This window comes from Leptothoe spongobia TAU-MAC 1115, from assembly GCF_018739885.1.
Taxonomy (GTDB): Bacteria; Cyanobacteriota; Cyanobacteriia; order Phormidesmidales; family Phormidesmidaceae; genus Leptothoe; species Leptothoe spongobia.
Map to the genome: position 1 here is coordinate 38,672 of NZ_JADOES010000012.1, position 20,552 is coordinate 59,223.

The 20,552-nt window shown below is 45.8% G+C and carries 18 protein-coding genes and 1 tRNA gene; 12 read left to right on the top strand and 7 right to left on the bottom strand.

All coding sequences use genetic code 11. The annotated features are described in order from the left end of the window. Positions 1-188: 188 nt before the first annotated feature. From lexA to msrA, 4 genes are all read left to right on the top strand, one after another. Entirely contained in the window at positions 189-794 is a 606-nt protein-coding gene (gene lexA / locus IXB50_RS08470) for a transcriptional repressor LexA (protein ID WP_215608523.1), read from the top strand. Between the two features lie 134 nt (positions 795-928). Next, positions 929-2,542: a DUF3352 domain-containing protein gene (locus tag IXB50_RS08475; RefSeq protein WP_215608524.1), complete on the top strand. Its 1,614-nt coding sequence runs from the start codon at positions 929-931 to the stop codon at positions 2,540-2,542. 174 nt (positions 2,543-2,716) lie between these two features. Continuing rightward, positions 2,717-3,037 carry an STAS domain-containing protein gene (locus IXB50_RS08480; protein WP_215608585.1) on the top strand — a complete coding sequence of 107 codons (321 nt, stop codon included), beginning with the start codon at positions 2,717-2,719 and terminating at the stop codon, positions 3,035-3,037. A gap of 244 nt (positions 3,038-3,281) precedes the next feature. Further along, positions 3,282-3,956 carry a peptide-methionine (S)-S-oxide reductase MsrA gene (gene msrA / locus IXB50_RS08485; protein WP_215608525.1) on the top strand — a complete coding sequence of 225 codons (675 nt, stop codon included), beginning with the start codon at positions 3,282-3,284 and terminating at the stop codon, positions 3,954-3,956. A gap of 110 nt (positions 3,957-4,066) precedes the next feature. Here msrA and pheS read toward each other — a convergent pair whose 3' ends face one another. Further along, positions 4,067-5,059, bottom strand: a complete 993-nt coding sequence (gene pheS, locus IXB50_RS08490; protein ID WP_215608526.1) for a phenylalanine--tRNA ligase subunit alpha — start codon at positions 5,057-5,059, stop codon at positions 4,067-4,069. Positions 5,060-5,132: 73 nt separating this feature from the next. On the opposite strand from pheS, the gene surE reads away from it, so the two are divergent. Both surE and IXB50_RS08500 read left to right on the top strand, forming a co-directional pair. Beyond that, a complete protein-coding gene (gene surE / locus IXB50_RS08495; protein ID WP_215608527.1) occupies positions 5,133-5,954 on the top strand; it encodes a 5'/3'-nucleotidase SurE in 822 nt (273 codons plus the stop codon). Between the two features lie 339 nt (positions 5,955-6,293). Next, a complete protein-coding gene (locus IXB50_RS08500; protein ID WP_215608528.1) occupies positions 6,294-7,175 on the top strand; it encodes an MBL fold metallo-hydrolase in 882 nt (293 codons plus the stop codon). A 337-nt stretch (positions 7,176-7,512) separates the two neighbouring features. Here the strand turns inward: IXB50_RS08500 and IXB50_RS08505 are convergent. From IXB50_RS08505 to psbZ, 3 genes are all read right to left on the bottom strand, one after another. Then, positions 7,513-7,584 (bottom strand) — tRNA-Gly (locus IXB50_RS08505). 125 nt (positions 7,585-7,709) lie between these two features. Then, a complete protein-coding gene (ribH, locus tag IXB50_RS08510; RefSeq protein ID WP_215608529.1) occupies positions 7,710-8,201 on the bottom strand; it encodes a 6,7-dimethyl-8-ribityllumazine synthase in 492 nt (163 codons plus the stop codon). 136 nt (positions 8,202-8,337) lie between these two features. Beyond that, positions 8,338-8,526 (bottom strand): photosystem II reaction center protein PsbZ, encoded by a 189-nt coding sequence (psbZ, locus tag IXB50_RS08515; protein WP_215608530.1) that lies wholly within the window; start codon positions 8,524-8,526, stop codon positions 8,338-8,340. Between the two features lie 277 nt (positions 8,527-8,803). Between psbZ and IXB50_RS08520 the strand changes: the two genes are divergently transcribed. The 6 genes from IXB50_RS08520 to IXB50_RS08545 all read left to right on the top strand — a co-directional run bounded on the left by IXB50_RS08520 (position 8,804) and on the right by IXB50_RS08545 (position 16,523). Continuing rightward, entirely contained in the window at positions 8,804-11,548 is a 2,745-nt protein-coding gene (locus tag IXB50_RS08520; RefSeq protein ID WP_215608531.1) for a CBS domain-containing protein, read from the top strand. Positions 11,549-11,812: 264 nt separating this feature from the next. Beyond that, positions 11,813-12,490 (top strand): hypothetical protein, encoded by a 678-nt coding sequence (locus IXB50_RS08525; protein ID WP_215608532.1) that lies wholly within the window; start codon positions 11,813-11,815, stop codon positions 12,488-12,490. 133 nt (positions 12,491-12,623) lie between these two features. Further along, positions 12,624-12,929 (top strand): DUF6825 family protein, encoded by a 306-nt coding sequence (locus tag IXB50_RS08530; protein ID WP_215608533.1) that lies wholly within the window; start codon positions 12,624-12,626, stop codon positions 12,927-12,929. Between the two features lie 102 nt (positions 12,930-13,031). Further along, positions 13,032-14,861, top strand: coding sequence for an ABC1 kinase family protein (locus tag IXB50_RS08535; RefSeq protein WP_326520753.1), 1,830 nt, complete (start codon positions 13,032-13,034; stop codon positions 14,859-14,861). Positions 14,862-14,887: 26 nt separating this feature from the next. Beyond that, positions 14,888-15,622: a PP2C family protein-serine/threonine phosphatase gene (locus tag IXB50_RS08540; protein ID WP_215608534.1), complete on the top strand. Its 735-nt coding sequence runs from the start codon at positions 14,888-14,890 to the stop codon at positions 15,620-15,622. Positions 15,623-15,653: 31 nt separating this feature from the next. Then, positions 15,654-16,523, top strand: coding sequence for a universal stress protein (locus IXB50_RS08545; protein WP_215608535.1), 870 nt, complete (start codon positions 15,654-15,656; stop codon positions 16,521-16,523). Between the two features lie 67 nt (positions 16,524-16,590). Here IXB50_RS08545 and IXB50_RS08550 read toward each other — a convergent pair whose 3' ends face one another. The 3 genes from IXB50_RS08550 to IXB50_RS08560 form a co-directional block, all read right to left on the bottom strand. Next, entirely contained in the window at positions 16,591-18,117 is a 1,527-nt protein-coding gene (locus IXB50_RS08550; protein ID WP_215608536.1) for a serine/threonine protein kinase, read from the bottom strand. A gap of 314 nt (positions 18,118-18,431) precedes the next feature. Beyond that, a complete protein-coding gene (locus IXB50_RS08555; RefSeq protein ID WP_215608537.1) occupies positions 18,432-19,853 on the bottom strand; it encodes a serine/threonine protein kinase in 1,422 nt (473 codons plus the stop codon). Between the two features lie 173 nt (positions 19,854-20,026). Further along, a complete protein-coding gene (locus IXB50_RS08560; protein ID WP_215608538.1) occupies positions 20,027-20,473 on the bottom strand; it encodes a hypothetical protein in 447 nt (148 codons plus the stop codon). Positions 20,474-20,552 lie beyond the last annotated feature (79 nt).

Here is a 20,552-nt window from a genome sequence, read left to right on the forward strand (position 1 = left end):
CTTATTTATGTTGCCTTTAGAGGCTGAGATGAGCTTCAAAGATAGAGCTAAATCATCAGATGTTGTGGCCGTTTTAGGGGCGATGTGTGGGCTATTTCAAAATCATGTGGACAAAAAGGATAGTTGTTGGTACTGTTGTTCTTGTAGGGGTACGTCTGTTCCCTTATGGTCTGTCCTATGAGTAACCCATGGAACCGCTTACTAATGCTCAAGAAGAGCTTTATAACTGGTTAGCTGACTATATTCGTGAACATCAGCATTCTCCTTCCATTCGTCAGATGATGCGAGCTATGGGGCTGAAGTCTCCAGCACCTATTCAAAGCCGCCTTGATCATCTACGCAAAAAAGGCTATATCGACTGGAATGAGGGTAAGGCTAGAACGATTCGTATTTTGCAAGGTGGAGGTGTTCCTATTAAGGGAACGATTGCGGCTGGTTCCATGGTTGAAGCTTTTGTGGATGTAGCTGAAGAGCATCTTGACTTATCGTCATTGCCAATAAAATCCCGTGACTATGCATTGCGAGTGCGTGGCGATAGTATGATTGACGCCCTCATTGATAATGGGGATTTTGTGATTATGCGTCCTGTGGCAGATCCTGGCAGTGTTAGAGATGGCACCATTGTGGCTGCACGTGTAGAAAGTGCAACCACTTTGAAGTATCTATATCGTCAGGGGGATGATGTCGTGCTTAAGCCTGCTAATGCTAACTATGAGCCTATGGTCTACCCCGCCCAAGATGTCGATATTCAAGGCCGTCTGCTAGCAGTTTGGCGGAGTCATGATTTGGTTTGAGTTCAAATCTCCAATTATCGTTAGTGTCTTTGTGTAGTGTTGTTTGGGATGCTTTAAAAATTCATGTTGCTGGGTCCCATTTCGAGGTCTTGGCTCTACTAAACTAGAAGCGCATATAATTGGGCACTGCTTCTATGGTGAATGTGTTGGGGCGAGGCTGGTGGAGGCGTATAACGGTTGCGATCGCAGCATTCCTAGTAATAGGTCTCCATGGTTGCGCACAAGTTGCGATCCCAGTGGGGCAGTCCCATGATCTCCATAGCACTCAACTATTAGAATTTGTCCCCAAACAGTCCTTATTTGCGACGGTAATAGATACCAATGTCGAGACCAATAAGGTTTGGCAGCGCTCAAATTTATCTGATGCGTTATTCCAAGCAGAAAAAACAATTTTCGGCCCATATTCGATTGACTTAAGCGAAGATATCCGTCCTTGGTTAGGAGACAAGGTTGCTGTTGCTATTACAGATAAGGACCTTGATCGAGATCGTCGTAATGGTCGTCAGGTTGGTTACCTATTGGTGGCCCATGCAGCTGACGGTGATGCTCTGCGTGAATTTTTAGAGCTCTTTTGGCAGCGTCAGTCAGTATCCGGACCTCAGCCTGTTTTAACTGCAGAGAGTGGGGTGCCGATTATTGCTGGCTTGGTTGCCCAGGGCTCACGTCAACTAGCAACAGCGGTGGTTGGGGGGCGTACCTTGCTTGTTGCCAATGATATTAAGGTACTGCGACAGAGTTTGCGGGTTGCTCAGGCACCTGATTTGCAGCTTCCAGGCAATGACTGTTGCACTGCTGCTTGGATTAGTTTGCGTATTCCGGAATTTTTGGATTGGTTAGGGGTCGCAACGCCAGAGAAATTGCCGTTAATGTCAGCTTACCAATGGCAGCATTTGACAGCTGCTATTGAATTGTACTCACAGCAGTTGGTGATCGATACAACGCTAACGGGTGTCAATAGCCATTTGTCCTTATCTGAGAGAGCACGGTCGACTGTAAAACATCAAGCTGATGGGCCTAATCAGTATGTGCCTGACTCTGTGGCATGGGCAGTAATGGGGTATGACTTGCAATCTCTGCTGACAATGGTGAAGGATGAGCTAGCGCATTATCAGAGACTGCCGTCTCCTATCCAACAGGGGCAACGATGGCTGTCGACCCAATTGGCTCAGACCTTGTCTGAGCCTCTCACTCAGTTGTTGGCTGATGATTATGCAGTGGGGCAACTGGAGGATGGTACCGGGTTAATGGCTGTTCGGCCGATGAGTCCAACGGTGGTAGATCGCCTGGATCGTATTGCAGGACAACAGGGTCTTACAGTCAGTCGGCTAATGCTAAAGGGCCAGTCGGTGACTGCATGGAGTCGTTTAAAGACTCGTGTCGATGCCCGTAATCGAGAAACTACGGTTGAAACAGACTTAGTGGGAGTCCATACTAAAATCGGTGACTGTCATATATTTTCAACATCAATTGGTGGGTTGACGGCTGCTTTAGACGCTCCTGCTAATCAGCTGTCTGCTAGTCGATCATTCCAGCGTGCCTTGCCGTCGATGGATGCCCTAAATCAAGAAGGTTATATCTATGGAACTTGGTCGGAGTTGGATCGTCTTTTAGCTAGTAATCGTTGGTTTTCCCTGGTGAAGCCTATTGTGCAGCCCTGGAGTCAATTGATCGATGCGATCTCAATCACTAGCTATGGGCAAACGGCTAATCAATCGACCGGAACCGTCTCAATTCTATTGAAGAGTTGAATATTACAAGCTGCATGCAAAGGATTCACAAATGGGCAGCCTGGCGTAAATGGGGACGAACACTTTTTATTGTTTGGTTCAGCAGATTCCACTGATGGGCCTATTAAAAGTGCTAGTTTCGAACATCTGTAAAGCTAAACTATAAGTTATTGATATTTAGCCATGACAATCTCTATGGACTTAGGTGTTCATGTAATTGAGCCTAGCGGTATTTTGGACGGGACCCAGACCAATTCATTTCGTCAACAAGTGGACATGGCTTTGGAAAAAGGAACCAAGATTCTGCTCATTGACCTTAAGGACATCACATTTGTAGATAGTTCAGGTCTAGGCGTTTTGGTTGCATGCTTAAAGAACGCGCGCGCAGCTGGTTGCAAGATGTATGTTTGCTCTATAAACGATCAAATCCGCATGCTGTTTGAACTGACCAGTATGGATCGGGTATTTGAAATTTTTGAAGATAGAGCTGCATTTGACGCAACTGTTCTCAAGTAGTTGGCTCACAAAATTTGCTAATTTGATTGTCAATGGCTCGCTGCGTGATGTACCAGTGAGCTATTGCTTTAATGCTGGAATTGTTGGTTAGACACAGGGCAAGTATCTTTTACTGCCTAGCGTTAATCAGATGAGCAACTGTCATAATCCATCGGAGTATGCGGGGCATTTGTGTTCAAACGACGATTAACCTCTAGATTGAGTAAACTAAAGGTATAGGCGTTCTTAAATCTATTACAAATCTATGGTGCTTTTTGGACTTGGTGGCTTGGGTAAGAAAGCGACAATGCCGTCTCCTGCAGATGCATTGCCAGGCCGTTCTGAGAAAATGCCTGTTCCTGAGCAGCATTATGTTAATGGTAATTCGTTACAGCCTCCCTTTCCTAAAGGTATGCAGAAAGCTATGTTTGGCTTGGGCTGTTTTTGGGGAGCTGAGCGTCGTTTTTGGCAGCAAGAAGGCGTATTTTCGACAGCGGTGGGCTACAGTGCTGGTCATACGCCCAATCCCACCTACCGTGAAGTGTGCTCCGGAATGACTGGGCACAACGAAGTGGTGCTGGTAGTTTTTGATCCTAACGTGATTAGCTATGAGCAGTTGTTAAAGGTATTTTGGGAAAGTCACAATCCCACCCAGGGTATGCGTCAGGGCAATGATGCCGGTACTCAGTATCGCTCTGGGATTTATACCTATTCCCCTGAGCAGAAAACATCAGCTGAAAAGTCGTTGACGATGTATCAGTCAGCTCTAAACCAGGCGGGGCATGGCACTATTACGACTGAAATTTTGGAGGCACCTGAATTTTATTATGCTGAGGACTATCATCAGCAGTACCTAGCTAAGAATCCTGGTGGCTACTGTGGCCTGGGCGGTACAAATGTTTCCTGTCCTATTGGTGTAGGGGTAGTTTCTGATAACTAGTTGATATATAAATAAAATCGTCACCACAAACGCTGTTGAGCATTAATATTCAGCAGCGTTTTACAGCGTTTTAGAGAAATGTTTTTGAAAGGCGTGGGTATATCCGAATTCTAAAACTGCTGTAGAAAGCGTAGGTCACTTGCATATAGTCGGCGAATGTCGTCAATCTGACTCTGGACCATGGCTAAACGTTCGACACCAAGACCTGCCGCAAAACCACTGTAAATTTCTGGGTCATAGCCAACGGCTTTCAACACATTAGGATCAATCATGCCGCAGCCTAGGACTTCTAGCCATTTGCCCTTCCATTTCACGTCAACTTCTGCTGAAGGTTCGGTAAATGGGAAATAACTGGGACGGAAGCGTACTTCGATATCTCCAAACAAGGCTTCTAAAAATAGTTGGATGGTGCCTCGCAAATCTGCAAAGGTGATATTTTTATCGACAGCAAAGAATTCAATTTGATGGAAAACGGCGGCATGGGTTGCATCGACGGTATCGCGTCGGTAGCATCGCCCTGTGGCTAGCGCTCTTAGGGGTGGCTCATGGTTTTCCATGTAGCGGATTTGAGTATTGGAGGTGTGGGTACGCATCATTTTGCCATTAGGCAGGTACAAGGTGTCCTGCATATCCCGTGCTGGATGATCGGGCAAAAAGTTAAGTGCCTCAAAGTTGTAATAGTCTTCTTCGATTTCGGGACCACTCGCTACTGTGTAGCCAAGACCCACAAAAATATCGGTAATCTGATCGATGATGCTGTTAATGGGATGTACTCGCCCTTGGGGTAAGTAAGTGCCTGGCATTGAAACATCTAAGGTTTCAGCCTCAAGCTGAGCTTGGATTTTGACGTTCTGTAGAGTCGTTTTGCGCTCATCAATGCTTGTTTGTAGAGCGGTCTTAACCTGATTGGCTAGAGCCCCAATCCGGGGACGGTCTTCGGCAGATAGCTTACCCATGCTCCCTAATATTTTAGAAAGCTTACCTTTTTTGCCCAGATATCCCACCCGAAACTGATCGAGCTCCTCTAAGCTGCTCAGGGTAGCGATCTCATCTCTGGCTTCTTGCTGTAACGTACTCAGTTGCTGCTCTAAATCGGTGGTCATACTGGCCAAACGGGTGGAAATAAGAGGGGCATAACAAGACAACCTTTAGTCTACACCGAAGCTTTGATTCCCCATGAAACTATTAATCAGTAATGATGACGGTATTTTTGCTGCTGGCATTCATACCCTGGCTAATACCCTGGCAGAGCGGGGACATGATGTGACCGTCGTCTGTCCCGACCGTGAGCGTTCTGCCACGGGCCATGGCATTACGATGCACCGCCCTCTTCGAGCTGAAAAAGTAGTGTCGGTTTATCACAAGAAGATCCAATCCTGGGCTTGTTCTGGGACCCCAGCAGACTGTGTCAAACTTGCCCTAGATGCATTGTTAGATGACCCTCCTGACTATGTCCTGTCAGGTATTAACCATGGCGCGAATTTAGGTAACGATGTCCTCTACTCAGGGACTGTTTCAGCCGCGATGGAGGGGTTATTGGAGGGGATTCCCAGCCTAGCGGTGAGTTTAGCTAGCTTTACTCATTCAGACTTCCAACCAGCTGCGGATTATACTTGTGAGCTTTTGCCGTATTTATCTCAACTCAAGCAGCCCCTATTGCTCAATCTCAATATTCCTGCGATCGCTCAATCCAAGATTCAAGGCGTTAAGGTAGTACGTCTGGGAGTACGTCGTTACCGTGATCTATTTGAAAAGCGGATTGATCCCCGTGGGAAAACCTACTATTGGCTGGCAGGAGAAGTATTAGAAGAGAGCGATAACGATTTGCTCCATGGTCTGCCCAACAGCCTCAGCCAATCACAAAACAGGGATTTTATGACTCGATTTACAACCGATGTCAGAGCCATTAAATCTGGTTACATTACAGTTACGCCTCTACATTACGATCTAACTGCTTACAGTGACTTGAGTGCTTTGCAGGAGCTACTTTCTTCCTAAGAGTCAGGAAGTGCGCCTACTTTCGATGTAGCTTTGGGCAAACTGGCTGTAAGCAAGATGGCCTAATCTAGAAGACATTCATGATTAGGCCATATACTGCTGAAGGGCTAAGCCGGATGCAAAATCGTAATAATTTTTGATATGCGCTCTATGGCTTGATCTATAAAGACAGTCTGGGTTTACAGAGATTTTGTGTGAATCACTGGGTAAAATTACTCCTGATCGCCACCTATTTCTTTAGAAGAAAAGGGGATACGCTGCGCTAATGGGTTTACAAAAGCTAGTCAACTGCCATTAAGCAAGATTCGCGTCCCTCATTAACGTCATTTTTAGCCACTGATGTCCGACTCGAATGCTCAATTTACGATTCACTTTTGGGGAGTACGAGGAAGTATTCCTTGTCCCGGTGCTGAAACAGTTCGCTATGGTGGCAATACGTCCTGCATTGAAATGCGAGTCAATGGTGAACGTTTAATCTTTGATGGAGGCACGGGGCTAAGGGAGCTGGGGCAGTGTCTATTGGATGAAGGTCAGCCTATACAGGCGAGTATGTTTTTTACCCATTCTCATTGGGATCACATTCAAGGATTTCCATTTTTTGTACCAGCCTTCTTGCCGAGCAATCAGTTTGAAGTCTATGGCGTTATTTCCCCAAATGGTGCAACGATTGAGCAACGCCTCAATGATCAAATGTTGCATCCTAATTTTCCAGTACCCTTGCAGATTATGCAGGCTCAGCTGAAATTTTGTGACATCTCTGTGGGTGAGACGGTAGCCATTGGTGACATTAATATCATTAATGCGCTGCTAAACCACCCCGGTGAAGCTGTTGGCTATCGGGTGGAGTGGAATGGAATAGCGGCTGCCTATATTACAGATACTGAACATTTCCCTGATCGGTTAGATGAAAATGTGTTGTATCTGGCTCAAAATGCTGATGTGATGATTTATGACTGTACCTATACCGATGCGGAATATCATTCCGAAAGTTCAAGTAAGGTTGGTTGGGGGCATTCCACTTGGCAGGAAGCTGTCAAACTCGCTAAAGCTGCTAATGTGAAAAAGTTAGTTGTTTTTCACCATGATCCTCTGCATGACGATGATTTTATGGATGACATTGGCCGCAAGACGGCAGCAGAATTTCCTAATAGTATCGTCGCCCGTGAAGGTATGGTCCTAGACCTAGCTGAGTTTAAGGCACTTGAATTGGCAAGTCGATAAACATGGATTGGCGCACATAAACCATATCCAAATTGAAACCTGTAGTTTCTACCACGGTAAAATTCCAGTTCTGGACGTGGACAAGGTTTAGTTCAAGTTTATGGCATCAGCAATGACTAGAAGCTTTCAATGACGGCAGCCTTGTATGCTGTGTTGTATGCCCCATTTGGAAAGAACATGTACCAAACAAGACAAATGGAGCTTAGATAGTTTGTAAGCTCCATATAATTGTGAAAGTTCAGTTTATTCTATATCCAGCTCTATCAGCCCTTATACTTGGGAGACATCGCTAACCCTAAATAAGAGCCAATATATAGATAGACTAATTGGATTTTCAAGCGGGTGACGCGATTCGAACGCGCGACATTCACCTTGGCAAGGTGACGCTCTACCACTGAGCTACACCCGCATTTGCCTTGTTCTCACTTTTACTAGGATGCCACAGAAGGTTTTTCTTTGTCAAATCTATTTGAAAAAAAATTACCGAGTAACCCTCTGCTGATCTTGGCAGTTGGGTTATCAACTTGGACATTTCTAAGGGGTTCCTAGCTTTGGTAGTTGAGGCATTAGACTTGCCATTTCCAGGGCACTCATAGCGTAATTCCAGCCAAGGTTGCTTTTGATACCTGCTCGTTCTAAAGCCTGCTGCATAGAGTCGGTGGTCAAGATACCAAACACGACTGGTACACCAGTTTGAAATCCAGCGGCGGCAATTCCTTTCGAGACTTCGGCGGCGACATAGTCAAAGTGAGGAGTTTGACCACGAATAACAGCGCCTAAGCAAATGATGGCGTCATATTGGCCGCTAAGGGCTAGCTGTCGTGCTACCAGGGCCACTTCAAAACTTCCAGGAACCCAGGCATAGTCTACTTGGCTACCTTTGGGATCTACATTGACACCATGGCGCTTTAGGCAATCCTGGCAACCTTCTAGCAGTTTATTAGTGACCAAATCATTAAATCGACCGATGACAATCGCAAACTTAGATGTGCTTGCCTGGTCAAAGCTTCCTTCAAAAACAGTCATGGGGCTATTCGAGTTATTGCGAAAAAATAAGGTGGTAGGTCCCAATGACCTTACCACCCGAGTGCAGATGTTTTTGCGAATGAGCTGAGCAATGATAATCGCTTAAAACGAAAACGCAGCTCTTTACTGTGATGGTTTACACCACAAAATAATTCAGACTTCCTACGACGATTACCAGGGCTCCCCAGATGATGGAGCCAAGAAAGATTAGTCGTTTTGATTGCTCCCAGTTTTGAGGGGAGGCATAGGCTACGGGCACACCGATCACCATGATAAAAGACCAAACTACCAGAACAAATAAAAACAGTTGAAACAGGATAGACATAACTCGCCACTCTTAAGACAGCAAAAGATCTAACACACCATGCCCAGGTGGAAAACTGCCATACTAACGGAGCAGAATTTAGCTTCCAGACTTGGACAAGCCTCTTAATCTATTGATGGTGATACAGTATGGAGCACTGATCGCCCTGTTTAGTAAGCTATCAAATATTAGGCCCCTAGCGAAAGCGTTTTACTTGAATCCGTAGGGATTAATTTGTCTGTACTAATATTTTCGGATTGCTGACGATAGGTTTGATGTTTTGGCTGATGGGAGAGATATGGATTTGATCCTTTGCCATACAACCGCAGATTTTGACACGTTGGGGGCAGCGGTTGGGCTGGCATATTTATATCCGGGGAGCCGAATTGTTTTGACTGGTGGGGCACATCCGGCAGTTAAAGCTTTTTTGGCACTGCATCGTGATGAATATCCATTGATTGAACGCCGAGCTGTAACGGTATCGATGATTCGCTCAATTGTAGTGGTAGATGCCCATCTGCGGAGTCGAGTGGGGGCTGCAGCCGAGTGGATTGATTATGCGATCGCCACCCATTTACCTATCACCATTTACGATCACCATACGGAGTCTGGTCCCGATATTCCTGGCGATCATCATATCGAGGCGGTTGGAGCTACGACTACTCTGGTAGTTGAGGCCCTGAGACAGTCTGATCAGTCGCTCTCTCCCACCCAAGCTACGGTGATGGCCTTAGGTATCCATAGTGATACGGGGTCTTTGACCTTTGCTCAGACCCAACCCCGTGATGTCTATGCTCTGGCCTGGTTAATGGAACAGGGGGCCAATCAACAAACTATTTCCGAAGCCGTGGAGCCTGGGTTGTCAGAAACACTCCAAGGGCTTCTCAGTATTGCTCTAGATACTACATCTATTGAACAAGTCGAGGGGTATGCCGTAGGAACTGTCTATCTGGAAACCACAGACTTTGTGCCTGGTCTGTCCGGATTGGTGAGCCATCTGATGGCGCTATTAGGGTTAGATAGTCTGCTGCTAGCAGCGGTTTATACCGCTAAGGCAAAACCTCGGTTGACGTTAATTAGTCGTACCCGCCCCCAAACTGGCATGAACTGTCGCACATTGCTTCAACCCTATGGAGGTGGTGGTCATAGCTGTGCAGCAGCAGCAAACCTGACAACTGATACCCCTGGTATTGTTTTTAAGCAGCTTTGTGATGCAATTGTTCGGTCTCATACCCAGTCAGTTACAGCTCAAGACATTATGTCATCACCAGTCAGGACGATTCGTCCGATGACAACAGTGGTGGATGCTCAGCGAATTTTGCTGCGCTATGGTCATTCTGGGCTATGCGTGGCAGACGATATAGGAAAACTCCAGGGCATTATTTCACGCCGGGATATTGACTTGGCGTTACATCACGGTTTTAGCCATGCCCCAGTCAAGGGCTATATGACGCTCAATTTGAAAACTGTGGCAGCTCATACATCCCTCAGTGAGATTCAGGCCTTAATGGTCACCTATGACGTGGGCCGTTTACCAGTGCTGGATGAGGAAGAAGAGCTGGTGGGTATTGTCACCCGCACCGATGTTTTACGGCAGATGTATCCTGCTCAATCGGCTGATAATGCTTTGCTGACACCGCTGGAGACTAATGTATATGAACGATTAAAGGCTTCGTTGCAAGCTTACCCTACGGCGTTAGAGTCAGAGGACCTGTGGACGCTTTTAACGCAAATTGCGACTGCTGCCCAGCAGCGAGGCTGGCACTTATACGTGGTGGGTGGGGCTGTTCGAGACTTGCTACTGGCCCCGGTCGATACTGCTGTTTCCCTTAAAGATATTGACCTGGTAGTGGATAGCTTTCGGACACCTGTTGTGGAAGGAGCTGGTGTTGTTTTGGCTCAGCAGCTACAAACGCAGTATCCAGATGCGGAACTTCAGGTTCATGGCGAGTTTCAGACAGCAGCCCTGATCTGGCACTCGCGGGTTGGTCATGCTCCGCTGATGATTGATATTGCGACGGCGCGTACAGAGTTTTACCCTTATCCAGCGGCTAATCCAGAGGTAGAACCCAGCTCGATTCGACAAGATCTTTACCGTCGTGACTTTACGATTAATGCCATGGCAATCCGCCTGACAGCGCCTCAGCCAGGCTTATTGTTTGATTTTTTTGGGGGCTATCTAGACATTCAGCAGAGTCAGGTGCGGGTGCTCCATGCCAATAGCTTTATCGAGGACCCCACCCGGATTTTTCGGGCTGTGCGCTTCGCAGTCCGTTTAGGGTTTGCCATTGATTCTCAAACTGAAACGTTTATTCACTATGCAGTAGATAGTGGCATATATGCGGACTTGCAGGCACAGCAGGCCAAGAAACGCTTGCCAGCTCTACAAACACGCCTTAAGGCTGAGTTGACTTATATTTTCCAGGCGGACTATTGGGCAAAGTCTTTGGGTTTGCTGGATAAGCTGGGCGCTTTGAGCTGTTTACATACCGATTTGACGATAGATGCTGGGCTGTGGCGGCAGATGCACCGAGCTGGTCGCTGGCGGCAGTTATTTGTGGATAAGGTAGGTAAGGATATTGATGTGGAGCCTTGGCTCTTGAGATTAGAGGTACTGTTAGCAAGGGTGGAGGTACGAGCTCAAATAGCCCATAACTTGCAGTTGCCCCTAGGTTCTATTCAACGTTTAGAACGATTAGCCCTGGTTGAAGACTCGTTATTAAATCAATTCAGCCATTTGGATCAGCCCAGACCCAGTTCTATATATCAAATTCTAGTACTCTACGATTTATCAACACTATTGTTGGTCAGCGTACGCCACCCTCAGCAAATAGGATTCTATGTATGGAATTACATCACTCAGCTGAGGGATATTCGACCACCCATCGATGGGCATCACCTCAAACGATTGGGATATCGCCCAGGACCTCGATATCGGCAAATACTAACTGACCTTACCTATGCAAGGTTGGATGGCCACATCACATCAGTAGCCTCAGCTGAAGATTATCTCAAGCGACATTACTCACTGGAGTCAGACTAGTAAATAATTTAATTAATCTGATTAGCCTGTAACTCTTGACCCCAGCTCTTTATAGCTGCGATTGATGAAAGTATACCAGACCTGTACTATTGCCATTTCTCCACTGCCATAGATAAAGTTAGAAACTGAGGAAATATTAAGTTTCATTCTGCTCTCAACTAAGCTGGCAAGATTTGAGGCTCTATGGTGGAATTTGTGGTTTTTCCTGAATAACAGCAATGCCAGGTATTCCTTTACTAAGCTTTTTGTGCCCAAATGCAGATAATGCCACCGTCTGTCAAACCGATCGTAAAGGATTCAACGTCACGCTCTGGCAGGGTACCTAAGCGGCGATTGTTTTCTCTCATTGCCACTGCAGCTGTTGCTAGCGGTTTAGGGGTAACTTTAGGAAGTACCTTACGTTTTCAAGTATTGCCCGTTGGTCAAGCGCCACTTTTCCAGCCACAGCAAGATTTTCCTCCCTTGGCAGAATGGCCCCCCCAAGTGCCTGATTCAACAGAACACGAGGATTTTGATGTTGATTGGGACGATGAAATGCCCCAATCCCAATTGGTCTATAATGAAGCCCCTATTAGTAGTGATGTTGAGGCCTATGATGAGGTCGACGCAGATCTTTACCAAGAAAAGACAGATGTCCTCAAAGAGCCCGTCCTCTTAGAAGACTCACCAATTCCCATTTCAGGTACTCTAGGCGATGAAGATGTGACTCAGGACATTACAGATGAAGCTTTTGAAGAAGAAGCCTTACCGCCTGTCGTCGCGCCAAATATCGGGGAACCTGATAGCGAAGTTGATAGCCAACCTTTAGAAATTACTGATTCTGTTACTGAGAGTTACCCATGGTTTGACAAGCGCCCAGTATCGGAGTCTCAATTTACAGATGGGCCTGTTATCATCTCTCCAGATGGGCCTGTTCCGTCCCCTGACTTGCTGTCAGATTAACTAATTGGCAATGGATTTAGTGAAAATTTTATCCACGAATTTACCTACCCAATATATGGGGGTGTTGGTGATTCTGCCCCAGCTAGTCTTAAACCATGGGTATAATATCGCTTAGATATCCGTAAAAAAATTTATGAGTAATCCAACGCTGCAAGCGTTCTTTCTAGGGCGTGCCTTGGCAACGGCTATCGGTGAAAAAATGGAGGAAGTGATTACTACTAGCATGAGCGGTGTCGGCCGCTTTGATGCTGAGCAGAGAGAATGGTTACATCGATTTGTCGAAGACGTTTTTGAGCAGGCTCAATCGTCTCAGACAGAGGTTTCTTCTGAAGTTGACAGTTCAAGTTCAGGTGAAGATTTACAGGCTACGATTGACAATCTGAGAGCTGAGATTGCTCAGGTTCGAGTTGCGTTACAGCAGTACCGATCTTCTTCCTGATCTATCTGATACCTAAGTATTACTGCCAGACAATTAGCCCGAGATCGACATCCGTTTTCAAGTCCACTGTTTAACTATGCCGCTGGCTATCTAGGAGACTGAGTGTCTACAGTTCCCAATGCAACCGAGAATCCGTCACTGAGCGAGCAATCATCTGAGCGCTTAATTAGCGTCCAGGATAGTGTTAGCAATTCTCAGTTGTCACCAGTTCATTTAGATACTGCTCTAGAGCCTTTTGCAGAAAAAAAATTGAATACGCTAATCGTTGAGAAACGTTATCGATGGAACCGTCGGTATAGTCGGCCAGAACGATTTATTGATATCTGGTCTTTCTTCCTGACTTTTTTGGGTAAGCGTTGGCTTTATGGCAAATCCTGGAGTTATGCCGGAGGGATATCTCCTGAGAAGCAGTCGGCACGGCGACGGGCTCAAGCTCGCTGGATTCGGCTTACTTTTTTAGATCTGGGTCCCACATTTATTAAATTAGGTCAGTTATTCTCTACTCGCTCCGATCTATTTCCAGTTGAATATGTCGAAGAACTATCCAAGCTTCAGGATCAAGTACCTGCGTTTAGTTATGAGCAGGTAAAGTCTATCGTTGAGGCGGACTTGGGGCGGCCTGTTGATGAGTTATATCAGACCTTTGATCCTATCCCTTTGGCTGCGGCTAGCCTAGGGCAGGTGCATCGAGCTCAATTACACTCTGGTGAAGAAGTCGTTGTTAAAGTTCAGCGGCCTGGTTTACAGCGTCTCTTTCAGATTGACCTTGCTATTTTAAAAGGCATTGCCCAGTATTTTCAGAGTCACCCTGAATGGGGGCGTGGACGTGACTGGCTTGGGATTTATGAGGAATGTTGCCGGATTCTGTGGCTAGAGATTGACTTTCTGCATGAGGGACGTAATGCAGACACATTTCGTCGTAATTTCCGCGATATTGATTGGGTTAAGGCTCCGCGTATCTATTGGCGCTATGCATCTCAGCGTGTACTGACGTTAGAATATCTACCGGGTATTAAAATTAGTCATTATGAGTCTCTAGAAGCTGCTGGCTTGGATCGACAGCGGCTAGCGCAATTGGGAGCGCAGGCTTATTTACATCAGCTTTTGAATGATGGCTTTTTTCATGCTGATCCTCATCCCGGAAATATTGCTGTGAACCCTGATGGCACTCTAATTTTCTATGATTTTGGCATGATGGGGCAGATTCCGCCGATTACGCGTGATGGGCTGATGCGCACCTTTATGGGCGTGGCTCAGCGAAATGCTGACATAGTAATGGCATCTCTGATTGATCTGGGAGCTTTGACAGAAACTGAAGATATGGGGCCTGTGCGTCGCTCAATTCAGTATATTCTAGATAACTTCATGGATAAGCCCTTTGAGGAGCAATCCATTACTGCCATCAGTGATGATTTGTATGCCGTTGCTTACGATCAGCCATTTCGATTCCCTGCCACATTTACATTTGTGATGCGGGCATTTTCTACGCTAGAGGGTGTGGGTAAAGGGTTAGACCCAGACTTTAATTTTATGGAGGCTGCAAAACCGTTTGCTAATCAGCTTATGACTAATGTCTCTAATTCTTCTACTAACGGACTCATTGGTGAAATCAGTCGTCAGGCAGCTCAAGTAGGTAGTTCAGCGTTTGGATTGCCACGACGTATTGAGGATTCGCTTGATCGTTTGGATCGGGGTGACATTCGTGTACGAGTGCGCTCTATTGATACTGATCGGGCTATACGTCGTCTGAGCAGTGTCAATTTGATGACAAACTATACGTTGCTGTTTGGCACGTTTACTTTATCGGCCACTTTATTATTGGTAAGTCAATTGCCATGGGTCGCTTTAGGAATGTCGTTACCTGCTGCTGTATCGGGGATAGCGTTAGTTCGAGCCCTGATGCGCCTTGGTCGAGCTGACCGTATGCCCTAGCTGCCCATTTTATGCCTAAATGCTTTATGCAACGCTTTTTTGCCGGTTTAACGGATCCAGGATTGCTACGAACTAGTAATCAAGATGCTTATTATCTGGATAAATTAGGCCGTTTCTTTGTTGTTGCTGATGGTATGGGGGGACATGCTGGTGGCCAAGAAGCCAGTCGCTTAGCGACAGAGGCTATTTATCAGTATCTCGACAATCATTGGGAGAGTACGGAGTCCCCTGATGTCATGCTACGTAAGGCATTTATCGCGGCAAACGATGCTATTTTGAAGGACCAGTATCATCATCCTGAGCGAGCGGATATGGGGACAACGGCTGTAGCGGTCATGTTTCGTGAGCCTGATAGCCATCCTTGGTGCGCCCATGTTGGCGATTCCCGACTCTATCGTTTGCGAGGAGCCAAGCTCGATCAAATTACAACTGATCATACTTGGGTTGCTAAGGCAATTGAAGAGGGTGAATTGACGGTCGATGAATCTAAACATCATCCTTGGAGACATGTTCTTTCTCAATGTCTGGGACGAGAAGACTTAAATCGCATTGATGTTCAGTCTTTGGATGTGTCGGGGGGGGATCGCTTGCTGTTATGCAGTGATGGTTTAACGGAAGAGCTTTCTGATCCATTAATTGCCACTCATTTGAAGTCGATTCGCTCTTGTCCAACGGCTGTTGAGTCTCTTGTAGATGCTGCTAAGCAGCGTGGTGGTCGTGACAATATTACGGTGGTGGTAGTCGCTTTTCAAGACGAATAACGGGTAAGTGATAAGGGTGGAGTAGAGCTAGATGTTTAAGTGTGCGCTAGTCTGTACTGATTTTGAAGATAGTCTGCAGCGGCTGATAAAGTTTGTTCCTGATTTGGTGCAGTCTGGCTTAGAACAAGTGGTTTTTTTCCATAATGTTTCCCTGACTACCGATCGTGAGATTCCTAAAGTGGATGACGAGGCTGTTGCTAATGCTAAACAACGCCTGGCCGCAGCAAGTCATGCCGTCCTTCCTGATGGGAAATCGGTTGTTATTGATGTGCGCTCTGGACGTGTTATTGACAATATTTCAAAGGTAGCTCGTTGCTATGATGCCGATGTTTTGATTCTCGGTACTCCGACCCGTTCCCTGCTTACGGAGAAACTGTTTGGAAGTACTACGACTGGGATTGCGAATCAACTTGATATTCCGTTGGTTATTTTGCGTCCTCAGCTAATAGCAACCTATCGGGAGCAGGAGCTGGCTCTGCGTTGCCAGACCTTGTTTACTCATCTTTTGTTGCCCTATGACGGTAGTAATAGTGCCAAATATTTAGTGTCACAAGTTAAAGCAGTGGCTCAATCGAGTGAATGTCCTCAACACTGTACGCTTTGTTGGATTATTGATGATTGTATCCGTGTGGAGCTCAGGGAATCGGAGAAACAGGTCCAATCCCAGCTCGATCAGGTGAAGGCTGATTTAGAAACAGCGGGTGTAGAAGTATTTACGGAGATTCGTCAGGGCGATCCCCAATCTGAAATATTGAAGTCGGCAGAAGTGAATGATATTTCTGCGATCGCAATTTGCTCTGGTAAATCCAAGGGGATTTTGAAATGGTCGGTGCCTAGTTTCACCAGTGCTTTACTACGCTCCAGTTGGCATCCAGTGATTCATTTCCCGCGTGCAAGTTGATTCTTTTCTCCCTTACCGAGCATCTTTAACCATTGGTCACAGCAGTGGCAACTTAAAAATTAGGTGCTTAAGTGTTTGAGTTGGAATGCATAGCCTCAAAGCTTAAGAGCATTTGAGGCTTCAATTTCTCGTTGAGCTCCTGCTTGAGCATTCTTTTACTTTCTTTGGGAGTGCCTGTGGGCATGATTGTACGAGCCATAAGTACCCACTCTTTCAGTAGTTTCCGTTGAGGCGGAGCAATGTGCAGACGGCGAAAGTTGATGAATTGATTAGGGGTTTCTTTAGAGAAAAAAAGCACACGATAAGAGCCCTCTTCGCCAAGATGCCAAATAAACTTTTGATTTCCAGGATTTTTAAGGTCAAGATAGCTTGATAACCATCGGGCTCCTTGAGCCTGGCTATAAAGCGCTGTTACCCATAGCAACATAGGGTGAGGGGTGCGAACACATAAAAAATTGTTGGAGCCGGTATTAGTAAGACGCTGTTCAATTTCTAGAGAGCCCAACATTGCCCATAGAGTAGGCAATTGGCGATTGCTCATGGCGAGCAGTTTTGGAAATACAATTTCAGCAATTGGTGTTTCTTGGGGCCACACCTGTAGTCGACAAAATCGATCTTCCTCAGAGCCACTAGGGGGTGCCTGTTTAGAAACAACGGGGAGATCCCTAAGGGTCCCCCTAATCTGCTTCCCCAGATCAATTGAGCGACTAAATCGATTTTCTAATGGAGCGAGATGAGTTAGAAGTTGACTAACACTGTTAGGGCGTTGAGAGCGATCCTTGGCTAGGCAGCCCATGACAGCATCCTTAATTAACCTGGGTAATACACCATAGGGCGATTGACCATCCAGTGGGATCGGCTCTTGAGCGCGATGGGCTTTGTACCAGCCACCAAAGGTATTATTGCGGGGGCGAAAGGGCAAAGAACCTGTAAGCATTTGATACATCATTATGCCTAGGCTATAGATGTCAGAACGTCTATCAAGTTCTTGTCCCTCCATCTGTTCTGGAGACGCATAGGCTAGTGTCCCCATAAAACTACTAGTTTGTTCGCTATTATCGGTTTGCATCAGTTTAGCGATGCCAAAATCCAAAATCTTGACTAGTTCACCGACACTGGCACTTTGGGTAACCAGGATGTTGCTGGGTTTAATATCGCGATGAATTATAGGAATAACCTGGCCATTAAGAATAATGCCTTTGTGAGCTGTTTCTAAACCTAGACAAATTTGTCGAGTGAAATCGAGAAATCGTGGAATGGGCAGGGGGGTTGGCTGAATCACCTGACCCAAATTTTGCCCTTTGAGATATTCCATGACATAGAACGGAATTTCGTCATCGGTAACGCCGTAGTCCGTAACCCTGACTACATGGATGCTATTATTGCCCAGTTGGGCACAGGTCATGGCCTCGCGCATAAAGCGCTGGGTCATTTGCTTATTGAGTAAGGTTTGAGAGAGAAACTTGACAGCGACAGGAACGCCCCCTAAGAGCATATCCTCAGCCAAGTAGACTTTTCCCATGGAGCCTTGACCGATGGAGTCCATGAGCTCATAGCGATTGGCAAGTCTACGACCTAAGTTATTGTCTGTCATTTAATGCGGTGATTCTAAGCCAATAATACCTAGCGTTGGTCCTATTGCCGAAGACATCTAATAATCCTAAAAATGTTTAGTCATTATAGTCATGCAGTTCATGTTAAAGAGCTGCATGACTCATAGACTAGGACTTGCCAGCAGTCTCATATACGATACCTTTGACAAGTTACCTTAGTACTGTAATTCAATTTTTTCAGAGATTTGAATTACCCTAACCAATACGATCAATATGAAATGGAGGCTATACCCTCACTATTATGTGCAATTCTCTAAGATGAATTGCCGTTAGCTTGGGAAATCATTATTGGTATTTACCAGAGCATTCGAGGCTTTAGGTTATCATTCAGCTCCTTTCTCAGGATATTTTTACTGGTTTGGGGACTGTCTATTGGTATAAAAGCGCGGGCTATCAGCACCCATTCCTTTAAGAGTTTTTGCTGAGGAGAGGCAATGTGTAAGCGACGAGAGTTGACACACTGATTTGGAAAATCTTTAGAGAAAAACAATACTGGATAGTTTCCTGTCTCTGCCAAGCACCAGATAAATGTCTGAATATCAGATTTTTTAAGATCTAAATAGCTGGATAGCCATCGAGGGCCTTGAGCTTCACCATAAAACGCTGTGACCCATAAAACCATTGGGTGTGGACTCAAGGTAAATAAGAAATTATTGTAACCAGTATTGCTAATGTGTTGCTTAATTTCCTGAGGCTGCATCATCACCCACAGTGCTGGTATCTGGCGATTTTGGACTGAGATAAGTTGCTGAAATACAATTTCAGCAATGGGTTTATCTTTTGGCCATACCTGCTTATGAAAAGGATTGTTGGATGTTGCTGGTTTAGTTTGAGGCTTAGGTTGACGCGTTATTAAACGATCGAGGAGTTGACTAACGTTACTTGGGCGTTGGGATGGTTCCTTTGCCAAGCAGCTCATAACGGCATCTTTTAGTGACTTAGGTAATGGACCATAAGGTGATAAGTCATCCAAAGGTGTAGGCTCTTGATACCGATGGATATTGTACCAACTGCCAAATGTATTGCTAGTAGGGCGAAAAGGGAGAGAACCTGTCAGCATTTGGTACATCATAATGCCCAAGCTATAGAGGTCAGAACGGTTATCGAGCTCCTGTCCTTCCATTTGTTCTGGAGAGGCATAGGCTAATGTCCCCAGGAAAGTGCTCGTTTCCTCTCGATTATTAGCTTGCATGAGCTTGGCAATACCGAAGTCCAAAATCTTCACCAGGTCGCCGATACTGGCGCTTTGAGTAACCAAGATATTGCTAGGTTTAATGTCTCGATGAATGATCGGAACGACTTGATTGTTGAGAATAATGCCTTTGTGAGCTGCTTCTAAACCGAGACAAATTTGTCGGATAAAGTCGCGAAAACGTCTGACCTGCAGAGGCCTTGGTTGGAGCATCTGGCCTAAATTTTGCCCTTTGAGATATTCCATGACATAGAAGGGAACTTCATCGTCAGTAACGCCATAGTCTGTGACTCTGATCACATGGATACTCTTGTTTCCCAGCTGGGCACAGGTCATAGCCTCGTGCATAAAGCGCTGGTTCATCTGCTCATTGAGTAAGGTTTGGGCGAGAAATTTGACGGCGACAGGAACGCCTCCTAGGAGCATATCTTTAGCCAAATAGACTTTCCCCATGGAGCCTTGACCGATGGAGTCCATGAGCTCATAGCGATTGGCAAGTCTACGACCTAAGTTACTGTCTGGCATTTAAAGCTGCAGTGATGAGCCAATAACCCCAGCGGTTACCAGGGATTACATATGGCTGTTATGTTCAGAAACATTATGGAATCAATGAACCATCTATCCATACGCACCCTTGGGTAAATCCCCAGGGTGAATTAAACGCAACTTCTGTAACTTACTAAAATAGATTGCTTGATCTAACCCTGATGTCGCTCAACGATAGCTTCCATGGTGCTAGATAAATGATGGCCTGCCATAATGCCACCTGAGAAATGATATCGATTGGAATTATGTCGATAGAGGGTTTCAAACCCGGTACGCATATGCCTATCCTTGAGAGCCCAGTAATGCTGAACGATTGAACTGGGTCCGATCCATCCTTCGCCTTCTACGCGTCCAAGCACACTGTGTTGCAACACAAAGGTATATTGACGATTTCCGGTAGCAATTCGTCCTTTGTACTGTAAAGAAATATCGTCGAGCTCTCCGTTAGGAAAAACAAGCTTAGTGACCATAGTGAACCAGTCGTTGCTGTTCCAGGCGACTAGGATTTTGCCTTTGACGGAGATCGGTAGTAGGTCCTTAGACAACCAGCTACCCTGAAGGGTCCAGCGTCCTGGCTCGATCAGAAAACTGTGGTTCACGTATTCTCCCTGATGTTTATATAACGATTTATGTAAATCACTTGTAATAGTTTATTGTTGGCAGACTTGAGTCATGAAA

Excerpts from the sequence above, each read along its gene's own strand:
- lexA (WP_215608523.1), top strand. The coding sequence starts at position 189 with ATGGAACCGCTTACTAATGCTCAAGAAGAGCTTTATAACTGGTTAGCT.
- IXB50_RS08475 (WP_215608524.1), top strand. The coding sequence starts at position 929 with ATGGTGAATGTGTTGGGGCGAGGCTGGTGGAGGCGTATAACGGTTGCG.
- IXB50_RS08480 (WP_215608585.1), top strand. The coding sequence starts at position 2,717 with ATGGACTTAGGTGTTCATGTAATTGAGCCTAGCGGTATTTTGGACGGG.
- msrA (WP_215608525.1), top strand. The coding sequence starts at position 3,282 with ATGGTGCTTTTTGGACTTGGTGGCTTGGGTAAGAAAGCGACAATGCCG.
- pheS (WP_215608526.1), bottom strand. The coding sequence starts at position 5,059 with ATGACCACCGATTTAGAGCAGCAACTGAGTACGTTACAGCAAGAAGCC.
- surE (WP_215608527.1), top strand. The coding sequence starts at position 5,133 with ATGAAACTATTAATCAGTAATGATGACGGTATTTTTGCTGCTGGCATT.
- IXB50_RS08500 (WP_215608528.1), top strand. The coding sequence starts at position 6,294 with ATGTCCGACTCGAATGCTCAATTTACGATTCACTTTTGGGGAGTACGA.
- ribH (WP_215608529.1), bottom strand. The coding sequence starts at position 8,201 with ATGACTGTTTTTGAAGGAAGCTTTGACCAGGCAAGCACATCTAAGTTT.
- psbZ (WP_215608530.1), bottom strand. The coding sequence starts at position 8,526 with ATGTCTATCCTGTTTCAACTGTTTTTATTTGTTCTGGTAGTTTGGTCT.
- IXB50_RS08520 (WP_215608531.1), top strand. The coding sequence starts at position 8,804 with ATGGATTTGATCCTTTGCCATACAACCGCAGATTTTGACACGTTGGGG.
- IXB50_RS08525 (WP_215608532.1), top strand. The coding sequence starts at position 11,813 with ATGCCACCGTCTGTCAAACCGATCGTAAAGGATTCAACGTCACGCTCT.
- IXB50_RS08530 (WP_215608533.1), top strand. The coding sequence starts at position 12,624 with ATGAGTAATCCAACGCTGCAAGCGTTCTTTCTAGGGCGTGCCTTGGCA.
- IXB50_RS08540 (WP_215608534.1), top strand. The coding sequence starts at position 14,888 with ATGCAACGCTTTTTTGCCGGTTTAACGGATCCAGGATTGCTACGAACT.
- IXB50_RS08545 (WP_215608535.1), top strand. The coding sequence starts at position 15,654 with ATGTTTAAGTGTGCGCTAGTCTGTACTGATTTTGAAGATAGTCTGCAG.
- IXB50_RS08550 (WP_215608536.1), bottom strand. The coding sequence starts at position 18,117 with ATGACAGACAATAACTTAGGTCGTAGACTTGCCAATCGCTATGAGCTC.
- IXB50_RS08555 (WP_215608537.1), bottom strand. The coding sequence starts at position 19,853 with ATGCCAGACAGTAACTTAGGTCGTAGACTTGCCAATCGCTATGAGCTC.